This window comes from Acinetobacter sp. AR2-3 (assembly GCF_001878775.1).
Lineage (GTDB): Bacteria > Pseudomonadota > Gammaproteobacteria > Pseudomonadales > Moraxellaceae > Acinetobacter > Acinetobacter lwoffii_D.
Genome location: NZ_MJIQ01000021.1, coordinates 1 through 12482 on the forward strand (window position 1 = coordinate 1; position 12482 = coordinate 12482).

Annotated in this window: 12 protein-coding genes; 7 read left to right on the forward strand and 5 right to left on the reverse strand. The window is 34.3% G+C overall.

Annotated features, from left to right (window positions below):
• Window positions 1-9: 9 nt before the first annotated feature.
• The gene (locus BFN00_RS01395) at window positions 10-525 is read right to left on the reverse strand and encodes a hypothetical protein (RefSeq protein WP_071850232.1); all 516 of its coding nucleotides are present in this window, start codon (window positions 523-525) and stop codon (window positions 10-12) included.
• Window positions 526-623: 98 nt separating this feature from the next.
• Between BFN00_RS01395 and BFN00_RS01400 the strand changes: the two genes are divergently transcribed.
• The 6 genes from BFN00_RS01400 to BFN00_RS01425 all read left to right on the forward strand — a co-directional run bounded on the left by BFN00_RS01400 (window position 624) and on the right by BFN00_RS01425 (window position 10500).
• The gene (locus tag BFN00_RS01400) at window positions 624-830 is read left to right on the forward strand and encodes a helix-turn-helix domain-containing protein (RefSeq protein WP_071850233.1); all 207 of its coding nucleotides are present in this window, start codon (window positions 624-626) and stop codon (window positions 828-830) included.
• A gap of 89 nt (window positions 831-919) precedes the next feature.
• The gene (locus tag BFN00_RS01405; RefSeq protein WP_071850234.1) at window positions 920-1810 is read left to right on the forward strand and encodes a hypothetical protein; all 891 of its coding nucleotides are present in this window, start codon (window positions 920-922) and stop codon (window positions 1808-1810) included.
• A gap of 132 nt (window positions 1811-1942) precedes the next feature.
• Window positions 1943-3424, forward strand: coding sequence for a type I restriction-modification system subunit M (locus tag BFN00_RS01410; protein ID WP_071850235.1), 1482 nt, complete (start codon window positions 1943-1945; stop codon window positions 3422-3424).
• On the forward strand, window positions 3421-4572 hold the full coding sequence (locus tag BFN00_RS01415; RefSeq protein WP_071850236.1) for a restriction endonuclease subunit S: 1152 nt from the start codon (window positions 3421-3423) through the stop codon (window positions 4570-4572). Before BFN00_RS01410 ends, BFN00_RS01415 begins: the two co-directional genes overlap by 4 nt.
• A 31-nt stretch (window positions 4573-4603) precedes the next feature.
• A complete protein-coding gene (locus tag BFN00_RS01420) occupies window positions 4604-8044 on the forward strand; it encodes a DEAD/DEAH box helicase family protein (protein ID WP_071850237.1) in 3441 nt (1146 codons plus the stop codon).
• A 41-nt stretch (window positions 8045-8085) separates the two neighbouring features.
• Entirely contained in the window at window positions 8086-10500 is a 2415-nt protein-coding gene (locus BFN00_RS01425) for a dynamin family protein (protein WP_071850238.1), read from the forward strand.
• A gap of 96 nt (window positions 10501-10596) precedes the next feature.
• Here BFN00_RS01425 and BFN00_RS01430 read toward each other — a convergent pair whose 3' ends face one another.
• A complete protein-coding gene (locus BFN00_RS01430; protein ID WP_071850239.1) occupies window positions 10597-10917 on the reverse strand; it encodes a hypothetical protein in 321 nt (106 codons plus the stop codon).
• A gap of 89 nt (window positions 10918-11006) precedes the next feature.
• On the opposite strand from BFN00_RS01430, the gene BFN00_RS01435 reads away from it, so the two are divergent.
• Window positions 11007-11213 (forward strand): helix-turn-helix domain-containing protein, encoded by a 207-nt coding sequence (locus BFN00_RS01435; RefSeq protein WP_067727935.1) that lies wholly within the window; start codon window positions 11007-11009, stop codon window positions 11211-11213.
• A 20-nt stretch (window positions 11214-11233) separates the two neighbouring features.
• Here the strand turns inward: BFN00_RS01435 and BFN00_RS01440 are convergent, their stop codons facing one another.
• The 3 genes from BFN00_RS01440 to BFN00_RS01450 are packed head-to-tail and all read right to left on the reverse strand — an operon-like array spanning window position 11234 to window position 12478.
• Entirely contained in the window at window positions 11234-11737 is a 504-nt protein-coding gene (locus BFN00_RS01440; RefSeq protein ID WP_171260751.1) for a thermonuclease family protein, read from the reverse strand.
• A 53-nt stretch (window positions 11738-11790) separates the two neighbouring features.
• Window positions 11791-12168: a hypothetical protein gene (locus BFN00_RS01445; RefSeq protein WP_227509873.1), complete on the reverse strand. Its 378-nt coding sequence runs from the start codon at window positions 12166-12168 to the stop codon at window positions 11791-11793.
• A 4-nt stretch (window positions 12169-12172) separates the two neighbouring features.
• On the reverse strand, window positions 12173-12478 hold the full coding sequence (locus BFN00_RS01450) for a hypothetical protein (RefSeq protein ID WP_071850241.1): 306 nt from the start codon (window positions 12476-12478) through the stop codon (window positions 12173-12175).
• Between the last annotated feature and the right edge of the window lie 4 nt (window positions 12479-12482).

A 12482-nucleotide genomic window follows, 5' to 3' on the forward strand; every position in this document is an offset into this window, starting at 1 on the left:
GTGCAAATATTAACCAAAAAGAAGATCATTTTTTGATTTATGAAAGAGATCTATTATATCGTCCATTAATTTAATATTTGATTTTATATTTTTAATATCATTCTCCATAGTTTCTTTATGGTTAATAAAATATTTCTCTAATGTTTTATCATCCGATAATAATGATTGTAGAAACTCAATATTATTTTCTTTATCTTTAATTTGATCTAAAAATTCTGTTTTCTTTTTAGAAAAAATCTCTTCCAATTTTTGCTTCTTTGTTCGATTCCTGAGTTCATTCATACGTGGTGTTTCGGTATAAGAAAAAACATTTTTTCTTGATGTTTCATGATTAACTTCTAAATATTGAAATCGTATTAAAACTTTTAAACCAGAATACATCAAACGCTTGGTCTTATCATTTCTGTAGATCTGATTAATATTAAGTTTTTCCCAAAATTTTTTGGCTTCCCAATTTTGAATTTCATAGTTATCGAATAATTCTAAGAATTCGTGATACAACGGCAAATGTACAGGTCTCTTCATGTTCAGTCTTTTAATCTTTTATTAAAAATGAGGATTATAATCCGTGGATATTTAATCCTCAATTAGTGATATTTCTGTTTTTGAGCAATTAGTTTCAAATGTCAGAATTATCAGTTGTGATTGGGCAATTAATACGCAGTAAAAGAACAGAATTGAAAATTACTCAAGAGTCTTTAGCACTTCAATGTGGAATAGACCGTAGCTATGTTGGTCGTATCGAGCGTGGAGAAGTAAACATTACAGTCGAAAAACTGTATGAAATTGCCGTCGTTTTAGAGATAAATGCAAAAGAATTATTACCCTAAACCCTTACTTGTCGTTAATTATTTAATTTCTATGTATTTATCTGGAAATTTAAGATAAATTTTCTCTACAAAATATTGAGAATTCTAAAATGAATACAAAATTTAGTGGGGATTTAGATTTTCCAGACTTAGATGATGTACGCCAAAAGCTTATCGTTTCTGAACTCATTCTAAGAGAAGAGGAAATCGCTTTTTCAATGAAATGGTCATATGCCTCTGGGAATTCTGATATTTGGCTTTTTGACGGTATTGCAGTAAAAAAGGAAGGTATCTTCATCGCTGAAAATGTCATTGGAAAAAAGTATCACGGATCATCTGGTGACGATGATGGGAACACCATTATTTTTAAGCAATTAAAGTTTGATCATGAGTATGGTGAGCTTGATGTGTTTGGTACGATTAAATACAAAGCCCAAGTTTTTGACTTCGAGGGCTTGCTTGAGCAAAGTGATTTTTCTTCACCAGCGATTCAAAACAGAATGGAAGAAACTAGGAAAAAACGAAATTTAGACGCGTCTATCGCAAGAGGCTCACGAAGAAATAATCGATTATTTTTTATTACAACTGAATTAGAGCAATTGCCGATCTATTTCAAATCCTATATTAAAGAAAATCGCATTTTTTTAGCAGAAGCAAAAAAATATGAAGACGTTTTAGGTAAATTGAACCTAGCAAAAAATATTTTGCATTGGGTTCAAGATTGTAAAAAGTGCATTAGTTATTTTGAAAAGAAAATAAATGACATTCAGGATAATCCTGAAAAACTTCACGTATTTTTTGATGATGAAAAACTAGACTTTGCCAATCAGCTGAAGGAAATCTTAGATCAAGAACCGGATACCTACATCATGGACTTTGATTTATTGGATCAGGAACAACAAGAGTACTTCAAAGATACAGAGACTTACTTTGAAGATATTTATACGAAACTTAAGGATCTTGGCTACGAAGTTTATCACGCTTGGATTGATGCAAAATAAAATGATTTGATGCCAATATCTCAAAATATAGGCAATTTTTTGCGACACAAGTTGTCTCATCTTTCTAATTTATCATAGCTTTTTTATCTAAAATTCAACACAATACTCTCAAAGAAATTTGAGAGTCATACCGTGATTACAGGTGAAATTAAAAGCAAAATTGACCAGATTTGGAATGCCTTTTGGAGTGGCGGTATTTCCAATCCATTAGAAGTCATGGAGCAAATGACTTATTTGCTGTTTATTCGCCGACTCGATGAAATTCAGATTACAAAAGAAAAGAAAGCCAATCGTTTAAAAAGAGAAGTTGAGCAACCTATTTTTAAGCCTGAGCAAGATCATTTACGTTGGTCAAAGTTTATTACTTTGGGTGATGCTGCAACACTGTATAACAAGGTTGCCAATGAAGTTTTTCCTTTCATTAAAAACTTAGGTGCAGAAGATGGAACTACCTATAGTCATCACATGAAAGATGCTCGTTTTACCATTCCTACGCCTGCTCTACTTACCAAAGTGGTGGATTTGGTTGCCGATGTGCCAATGGATGACAAAGACACCAAAGGCGATATTTACGAATATATGCTCGGTAAGATCGCTTCAGCAGGTCAAAACGGTCAGTTCCGTACCCCTCGCCATATCATCAAGATGATTGTGGATTTGATGCAGCCTAAACCAACCGATACCATTTGTGACCCTGCATGTGGTACAGCAGGCTTCCTTGTAGCAGCAAGTGAGTATTTAAACGATCACTACAGCACTGAGATTTTTGCTAATCCTGAAGCAGCAAAACGCTTTAGTGAAGAAACTTTCTTTGGTTACGACTTTGACAGCACCATGCTTCGCATTGGTTCAATGAACATGATGCTGCACGGTGTAGAAAACCCCATTATTGAAAACCGTGATTCTTTGAGTGAAACGCATTCACATATTGCGGAAAAATACAGTCTGATTCTTGCCAATCCGCCATTTGCAGGCAGTTTGGATAATGAAAGCTGTGCCAAGAACATTCAAGCCGTAGTCAAAACCAAAAAGACTGAATTACTCTTTTTAGCCTTGTTCTTACGTTTGTTAAAAACTGGTGGTCGTGCTGCGGTAATTGTGCCTGATGGCGTGTTATTTGGTTCATCAAAAGCGCATAAAGATTTGCGTCAAAAAATTGTAGAAGAACAAAAGCTCGAGGCGATTATTTCGATGCCGTCAGGTGTATTTAAGCCTTATGCAGGAGTTTCAACTGCCATTATGATTTTCACCAAAACCATGTCGGGCGGTACGGACAAAGTTTGGTTTTATGATATGCAGGCGGATGGTTATTCGCTGGATGATAAGCGTAACGAGCTAGATGCATCTAAGCATGAAAATAACAACATTCCTGACATTATTGCCCGTTTTAAAAACTTAGAGGGTGAAAAAGGCCGTAAAGCCACAGAGCAAAGCTTTATGGTGGATAAAGCTGATATTGCTGCCAATGGTTATGATTTGTCGATTAACCGTTATAAAGAAGTGGTTTATGAACAAGTGGAATATGAAGCACCAAGTAAAATTTTGGCGGATTTAGAAGAGCTTGAGCAGGATATTTTAAAAGGAATGGCTACACTTAAGGAGTTACTTAAGTGAAATCAGTACGTTTCGGTGACTTATGCAAATTACAAAACGGTAGAGCATTTAAACCTGAAGAATGGTCTGAGGAAGGAACGCCTATTGTGCGTATCCAAAATTTAAATGATGAGACTAAACCATTCAATTATTGTAATTTTGATGTAGAAAAACGCTTTTGGATTAATTCAGGTGATCTATTGTTTTCATGGTCAGGAACGCCTGGAACTTCTTTTGGTGCATTCTTTTGGAATCGTGGAAAAGGCTTCTTAAATCAACATATTTTCCGTGTAGACGTAAAAGAAGAGCTAGTCGATAAGCATTACTTAAGGTATGCGTTGAATTCTTTAATTGTCAAAATTATTGACCAAGCTCATGGTGGAGTTGGATTAAAACATATTACCAAAGCTAAGTTGGAAGAAGTTCAAATCCCACTCCCATCACTTGCAGAACAATGCCGAATTGCATCTATTTTACATCAAGCGGATGAGCTACGCCAAAAACGTCAGCAAGCCATTGAAAAGTTAGATCAGCTTTTACAAGCCACATTTATTGATATGTTTGGCGATCCGATATCAAATCCAAAGAATTGGAACAAATGCCTGCTTGAGAAAGTAACTCATAAAATTACTGATGGAACGCATAAAACTCCTACATATATGAGTTCAGGTATTGAGTTTTTATCAGCTAAAGACATTAAGAAAGGTCGTATTGTTTGGAATACAAACAAGTATATTTCTGAACAAGAACACAGCCAACTCATCAAGCGATGCAATCCCGAAATTGGAGATGTTGTGCTTGCCAAAAGTGGTTCACTTGGTTCAGTTGCTATAATTGATCGTTCACATCAATTCAGTTTGTTTGAAAGTTTATGTTTGATTAAACATGATCGGCAGCAAATTGATGCGATATTTCTTACTAGTATGTTGAGAAGTCCGTCCATGCTTTCTCATTTATTGGGAAAAAATAAAGGAATTGCCATAAAGCACTTACATTTGGTAGATATAAGAGAGCTTGAAATTCTCCTTCCACCAATTGAATTACAGCTTGAATTTTCAAGTAAGATTAGATCTATAGACAGACTAATTGGTATGCACTTATCTTCATTAGAATATATCGAATCTTTATTCAAATCACTACAAAACCAAGCATTTAACGGTACTTTATAACATTTAATTAAAAATATGAGGGAATATATACATGAGCAACTTCTCGTTTTTAGAACCTGAATTTAAAAGCTTGGCTGCCACTGCCAAAGAAGCCGAAAAGCTCGTGTATATTTCCCCACAATTTGCCCTTGCTGCGGCTCGTTCATCACTTGAAAACCTTGTACTGTGGCTGTATCAATACGACAAAAAACTGACTCAGCCTTATGATGCTTCACTGCATAACTTACTCAACGACATAAAGTTTAAAGAAATTATCCCACCCTATATTTGGGACAAAATGGACAACATCCGCATGGTCGGCAACAGTGCCGTACATGGGAAAAAGTTCAAGCAACTCACCACCGAAGAAACTGTAAAACACATCAGCCATTTATTCCTGATGTATGTCTGGTTTGAACGTAATTATGGCTCACCCTCAAAAGACCGCTCTCAGTCGATTTTATTTAACCCAAAACTAATACCAAATACTGACAATACTCAGCAAATCACCGCCAACAAAGAACAACTGCAAAAAGAAACAGAAGCTAAAGAAAAACAGTTTGCTGAACAACATAAAGCTTTACGCGAACGCGAACAAAAACTATTTGAACTGTCCGCAAGTTTAGAAGAGCGTGAAAAATTACTTGCCAACATAGATGCTGAACTTGCACAAAAACGTGCAGACGTTGAACAAGCCAAAATTGCTAATAGCAAAATCGAAGACCCTACCGACTATAAAGAAGACGAAACTCGAAAACTTAAAATTGACCTCATGCTTGAAGAAGCAGGCTGGGAAATTGGCACAACGGTTCGAGAGGAAGTTGCTGTAACAGGTATGCCGAGTCCATCGGGTAAAGGTGCAGTGGATTATGTGCTGTATGATGCCAATGGCTTGTCTTTGGCTGTGGTTGAAGCAAAACGCACATCGACTGACCCTGATATTGGACAGCAACAAGCAAAACTCTATGCCGACTGTTTAGAGCAACAAACAGGACAACGCCCTGTCATTTTCTATACCAATGGCTACAAAACCCGAATTTGGAATGATGTGCAAGGTGGTCCACCACGTTTAGTTCATGGCTTTTATACACAAGCAGAACTGAAACGCCTGATCGAAAGACGTAAGAACAATCCTGATTTAAGTAGCTTCCCGATCAATGCGGACATTGTCGAGCGTTACTACCAAACTCGTGCCATCAAAGCCATGCTTGCAGCCTATCAACGTAAAGAACGTGCAGGCTTACTGATTATGGCAACAGGCACAGGTAAAACACGTACTGCCATTGCACTGGTCGATGTGCTGATGAAAGCCAATGTAGTGCAAAAAGCTTTATTCCTTGCAGACCGCACTTCATTGGTCAATCAGGCACACAACGCTTTTAAAGCCAATTTAAAAGATGCCTCATTCGTCAATTTACTTGAAGATAAGAACCAAGTGGGTCGTGTGTATTTCTCTACCTATCAAACCATGATCGGCTTGATTGACGAAAAAAATGCGGACGGTACACGCCAATTCGGTACAGGCATGTTTGACCTGATTATTATTGATGAAGCACACCGCAGCGTTTATCAAAAATTTGGCGAGATTTTTAAATACTTCGATAGTTTGCTTGTTGGTTTAACTGCGACACCGCGGGATGAAGTGGATCGTGATACATACGCACTGTTTGGCTTAGAAAGCGGTGTCCCAACTGATTACTATGATCTTGATCAAGCCATTGCCGATGGTTATCTCGTACCGCCAAAAGCCTATTCTGTTCCGCTTAAATTTATGCGTGAAGGCGTGAAATATGACGAACTCTCAGAAGAAGAAAAACAACACTGGGATAGTCTAAATTGGGGAGATGAAGAAGCACCTGAGGAAGTTTCAGCATCCAAAATCAATAAAGAGCTGTTTAATACAGGCACGATTGATTTAATGCTCAAGCACTTGATGGAAAATGGTATTAAGACCGAAGGCGGTGATCGTCTTGGTAAAACCATTATCTTTGCCGTCAATCAAAAACATGCCCAGTTTATTGCTGATCGCTTCAATGAAAACTATCCGCAATATGATGGCAAGTTTGCCCGTGTCATTACCCATGCCACTAAGTATCCACAAAGCTTAATTGATGACTTTAGCAAGAAAGACTTAGCTGAGCCACAGATTGCGATTTCAGTGGATATGCTCGATACAGGTATAGATGTGCCTGAAGTGGTCAATCTGGTGTTCTTTAAAGCTGTGCGCTCTAAAGTGAAATTTATGCAGATGATTGGGCGTGGTACACGCCTCTGCAAAGAATTATTTAGCCCTGAAAAAGATAAAAAAGAATTCTTTATTTTCGACTATTGTTCTAACTTTGAATACTTCAATGAAAACCCTGATGGTGCGCCTGTTGCGACCACAGAACCATTAGGACAACGTTTATTTAAAGCACGTTTAAATATCCTGAGTTTACTGAATGCGAAGGACGATGCCACCGAAGAATTAAAAGCTGTACAGCAAGATATGCGTCAGAGTTTACAGACTGAAGTGAAGTCTATGAACAATGAGAATTTCATTGTGAAATCTGAACTTGAGCATGTTGAACATTTCAAAAATGATGATGCTTGGAACAACTTAGATGACCTTGCGATAGGAACATTACGAGAACACATTTCTAAATTACCAAACCAACTTGAGCCTGAAACTTTAGAAGCTAAATTGTTTGATATGCTTTGCTACAACCTTGAGTTGGGAGTATTGGAAAAGAACAATACAGCGATTCAGAGTTATGCCAATAAAGTGATTGAAATTGCTTCTAAGCTGGAAAGCAAAGAAAATATTCCTGTTGTTGCAGAACAGATTGCGCTGATTCAAGATATTCAAACCGTGGAATATTGGAAAGGTATTACCTTGCCAATGCTCGAAGCGATGCGTAAACGTATTCGTGGCTTGGTGAAACTGATTGAAAAATCCACATCGACTATTGTGTATTCTATGCTTGATGATGAAATTGGAGATATGCAAGCAGTCGATATACCAGTCGTTTCAAGTGGCGTAAACCTAGCCCAGTACCGTAAGCGAGTAGAGAGTTTCATCAAAGCGAATGAAAACCATATTACCATCGCAAAGTTAAAGCGTGGTTTAGCACTGACACCGACCGATCTAAGTGAGTTAGAACGCTTTGTTTTTGAAGCACAAGAAGTAGAAAGCCGAGATAAATTTGAAGAATGTTTTGGTACAGATCAATCATTGCCAATGTTCATCCGCTCATTGGTTGGTTTAGATCGCCAAGCAGTACAACAAGCATTTTCTAAATACTTGCAAGGTACAACCTATAACGATAAACAGATTCGTTTTATTGAAATGATGATTGATCATTTGACTCAAAACGGTGTGCTGGATGCGGCACAACTTTATGAACCACCTTTTAATCAAATCCATTTTGAAGGGATTGATGGTGTGTTTGGTGATGCGGATGCTGACAACATATTTGGGGTTGTTGAAGCATTTAATGAAGCGGTGGCATAAGTAGTAATTTTTTATTTAATAAAAGTACAAAGGGTAATTTTATGAATGCACATTCATATGAAATCGAAAAAGCATCTTTAATCAGTGAAATTGATCGTACAAGTTCATTAATTAATAAATTAATTAACAATGTAGATTTGGAACTGTTAAATAGTCAGCAACTAGAAAAGCTTAAAAACTATAGTGAGAAGAATAAAAAACTCAAACACAAATTAGAGAGTAATGAGTTTGAAATTGCTATTGTTGGGTTAGAGAAGGCTGGTAAGTCTACTTTTGCTAATGCCTTGATTGATAACTATGTACTACCTTCAGCACCCGAACGATGTACTTTTACTACAACGAGATTAGTTAGTGGATCGGATAAAGCTACTGTAGAGTTTTATACTGAAGCTGAATTTAATCAAATTTTTCAAGACATGCTTTTGGAGCTTGAATATCCAGCAGCAACAAGCGTTAGTTTTAAAGATTTAGACAGTAATGAATTTGAGAGCTATTTTGCTAATTTAGAAGAAAAAAATAATCAACTGCATAAAAATCATGTAGGTAAAACAGATCAAGAGATTTTAGATATTTTGAAATCTAAGTCAAAATTAACTTTAAATGGAGGAAAGATTGAATTTCATGGAGATGAGTTAAACGAAGATAAATTTCAAACGTTTATTAAAGGAGAAAAAAATGATACTTCAAAACCAAGAAGTGTTAAAAAAATTGAAATTGAATCCTCGAAACTTAAACAGATTGAAACAGCAATAATTTATGATGTCCCTGGTTTTGACTCCCCAACAAAATTGCATATCCGCCAAACAGAAGAACGTTTAAAAAATGCAGATGCCATTATTTTAGTTACGAATGCGGGAACTAATCCTAGTATTCAAGGAACTTCACTAAGTGTTATTAAAAATAATACCGATAGTGATGGAATTGCTTTAAAAGATAAATTATTTGTTTTTGGTAATCAAATTGATAGAGTAAATAATCCTGATCAATTGAATGGTAACTATGAAATCTTAAAGAATGATGTTTTAAAGTATAAAATTGGTACGGAAAAAAGAGTATTTTCTGGGTCGGCATATAAGTATCTTGTGTCTGAAAAAGCTATTATCCAAGATAAAAATTATGAATGTAAATATGATATTGATTCAGGTATAGATGCTATTAGATCTGAACTAGAACATTATTATCAGACTGAGAGATTTCAAATATTAAAGCAGAAAGTAAACACAAATATAAAATGTATTAAAACTACTTTTGAAGAAATTCATCAAAATAATGATTCAAATTATAACCTTGATACTTCCTCTGATAAGCAAAAAAGTTTAATTATTACTGCAGAATATCGTAAAATCCAGAAAAGATTAAGAGACCAACTTAAAACATTTATTTTCAATAAAAAGCATCAGATTCATAACGAAAAGTGGTTATCTGGTAAAATTCAAGAGGAAATTGAAAGTGATAAGTATTTTAACGAAATTGAAGAAGAGTTTTTTGATAAAGTAAGAATTCTTACCGATGAAAGTATTCGTGTCGATTTACAAGTAGAGAAAGTAAATAGACACATGAGAGATGAAATTCATCTACAGTACTTAGAAGATTACCTAAACTTAATCAAAGATATTACTAATGAAAATTGTAAAGAAATTGAAGTTTTATTGCTTAAAGAGTTTGCAAGTGCTGTAACTGGAAATTCCTCATATAGCGAAGAGATTCAAGAATTATGCGAAAATATAATAAATAAAATTACCTCAGAAGTGGCTCATAACTCATATAGATTTACATATCTTGTAGAAAGATTTTCGCGAGATATATTTGATATACTCTTAAATTCTCCGATAGCAAGTCATGATAGGATGAATCGTTTTGAAAGATCTAGTCATGAAGTAATACATCTAGATCACTATTATTCAAAGGGGCAAGGTGATCTTGTAAACTTGCTTTTAAGCCAAAATGAAAGTTCTTTAATTGTTGATGCTGTAAATACAATTCCAAAACTTACAATGGATGTAATTAGAATTGCAAATAGTGTAAATGGTTCTAATCAAACTATTGAATCTTTACAAAAAATACTTAGCTCATTTAAAGATATTGTTCCATCCTCAATTGTTGAGAAAATTCCAAACCCACAAGTTATCTTGGATAAATACAACATACGTCCTAGCACTACAAAGGAAATGGTGATCAAAGAAATTAACAATGATATTAATAACCTTAAAAAAATCTTGATTAAAGCTGTTATCCCAGCCATAGATCTTGAATTGGTATTTATTAATGGTGTTGATAAGCAAGTTAAGCTATTGTTAGCCGCTATGGAAAATGAAAATCATAAATTTGCAAAAACTTTTGATGAATTTTTATCTAATATAGTTCCAATAGTAAAGAAAAATGATCTAGATAATGTGGAAAGTATTATCAAAAAATTAGAGTTAAAAAAATCTATCCTAGATGAATTGTTACAATAATCTCAAGTTCGAATTATGAAGAATTTGATCTGGCAGTCATGGGATGGTTATAGAGACTGCCAGATTAAGTTTGGTCTACTAAAGCATTTTTTAGACTTAATATGGTCGACTTTTGAGTGAATTCAGTGGACTACTCTTAAATGGTATTAGTGGCCTGTTATTGATGATATATACATTACGTGTTAAATAACCACATTTATAAAGAACATTAATTCCTTTATAAATCTTTTTCTTATTTTCATCATTGATAAGATCTTCTGATAAAACATTGTTAATAAAAGTCTTAGCCTCCCATTCTTCAATTACAAGTCTATCAAAAAGATCAAAAAGATCAAAAAGATCAAAAAGATCAAAAAGATCAAAAAGATCAAAAAGATCAAAAAAACGATTATAGAATGGCAATACTCTCTTAGACATCCAGCAATCCAAAATTAAAATGAGGATTATAAACCGTGGACTTATAAACATCAAAAATTAATAGTTCTATTTTTTACTGATCCATCTGAATGAAAGAGTTAGCTAAAGATATTGGAAAATTAATACGCAAAAATCGTGAGATTAAAAAAATTAGCCAAGAGCATTTGGCATTACTGACTGGGATAGATAGAAGTTATTTAGGACGTATCGAAAGAGGGGAAGTCAATTTAACTGTCTTAAAACTTTATATAATTGCTAAGTCAATCGATATAAACCCTAAAGATTTATTGCCCTAATATTCTATCTTCTCAAATACTTAAGAACATTTTAAAATATTATTTCTCCGCCAGTCCCATGGAGTGGTGGGACATTTTTCTTTCCATAATCCTATTTTAGATTTACGACTTTCTATTTCTGCATTAGAGTACAATTGGCGATCAAGATCTGTCTGATCTTTTTGATAAAATTTATAGTGCCAAGCATAACCTTGTTTTATTTGAGACAAATTACAGTCTGTTTCATCTACTAAAACTTTTCCAAGTAACCTTCCATATTTGTCTTTTTCAGTCCATTCAATACGAATTTTTTTAGCTTTATACAAACAGTTAGCTAAAACACGCATGCTCTCTTTACCAAATGCTTGGTCTTTCTCTGGTGCATCAATTCCTTGTAAACGAATTTTTTTCCATTCATCTTTATCTTTTATATGGATGGTATCTCCATCAACAACATATAAAATATTACTAATTACGATACCTGCTGAAGAATAGCGAGGATTATTAGCATAGATAGAAGAAATGCAATTTAGATTTAGAAACAATACTAAACTGCAAGTCATTAATTTATTTAAACTTATTAAGCATTTCAAATGTATTACTTCATCAATCTTAGAAACTGCGGGTTCTTAATTTGCATTTGCATATTATTCTTATATTCCTCTATAGTTCCTCGACCACAAAATCTCTGCCCAATTTTTGCATCAATTTTACCAAAGCGCTCTTCAAACCAACGGTAATCATTATCCCATACTAATATTGTTAATGTTTGGTTTGGATATTTTCTATCCAGATTCAAATAATGTCGATTAGATAAATGCTTTATTTCAACTAATTTACCGCAAGCCATGACTGATTGACCTACATAAAAAGGAGCCTTTATAGCTTCTACTTTCACTTCTGCGGCAAATGCAGAGGACACCATACTTAAACAAAATAAACTTATGCTAAATTTCTTGAACATTATTTTCTTCATGACCTTAAATATTCCAAACAGTTATAAAAACTACTAATGCAACAATAATTATGAGTAAATACCATAGTATAATTTGATCTTTATTAAGTCCCATATTTTTTAAATTACTTTTATTTAATAATTTTGACTTATATACCTCAAGAGCTATACGGTCTTTTTCCAACTTTAAGCTATGTAATCTTTGTGCTTCTAATTTTCGTTTAGCATCATCTTCTGCTTTTTTCCTGTCTCGTTCCTCTTGATCTTTAAAATATTGTTCTAAAACGAGGAGAAAAAAAACAAAACCTACTATTCCTATGATGATACCCATAATA

What these genes read in the sequence shown, in the direction of transcription:
- BFN00_RS01395 (WP_071850232.1), bottom strand. Translation starts at nt 525, where the DNA reads ATGAAGAGACCTGTACATTTGCCGTTGTATCACGAATTCTTAGAATTA.
- BFN00_RS01400 (WP_071850233.1), top strand. Translation starts at nt 624, where the DNA reads ATGTCAGAATTATCAGTTGTGATTGGGCAATTAATACGCAGTAAAAGA.
- BFN00_RS01405 (WP_071850234.1), top strand. Translation starts at nt 920, where the DNA reads ATGAATACAAAATTTAGTGGGGATTTAGATTTTCCAGACTTAGATGAT.
- BFN00_RS01420 (WP_071850237.1), top strand. Translation starts at nt 4,604, where the DNA reads ATGAGCAACTTCTCGTTTTTAGAACCTGAATTTAAAAGCTTGGCTGCC.
- BFN00_RS01425 (WP_071850238.1), top strand. Translation starts at nt 8,086, where the DNA reads ATGAATGCACATTCATATGAAATCGAAAAAGCATCTTTAATCAGTGAA.
- BFN00_RS01430 (WP_071850239.1), bottom strand. Translation starts at nt 10,917, where the DNA reads ATGTCTAAGAGAGTATTGCCATTCTATAATCGTTTTTTTGATCTTTTT.
- BFN00_RS01435 (WP_067727935.1), top strand. Translation starts at nt 11,007, where the DNA reads ATGAAAGAGTTAGCTAAAGATATTGGAAAATTAATACGCAAAAATCGT.
- BFN00_RS01445 (WP_227509873.1), bottom strand. Translation starts at nt 12,168, where the DNA reads ATGAAGAAAATAATGTTCAAGAAATTTAGCATAAGTTTATTTTGTTTA.
- BFN00_RS01450 (WP_071850241.1), bottom strand. Translation starts at nt 12,478, where the DNA reads ATGGGTATCATCATAGGAATAGTAGGTTTTGTTTTTTTTCTCCTCGTT.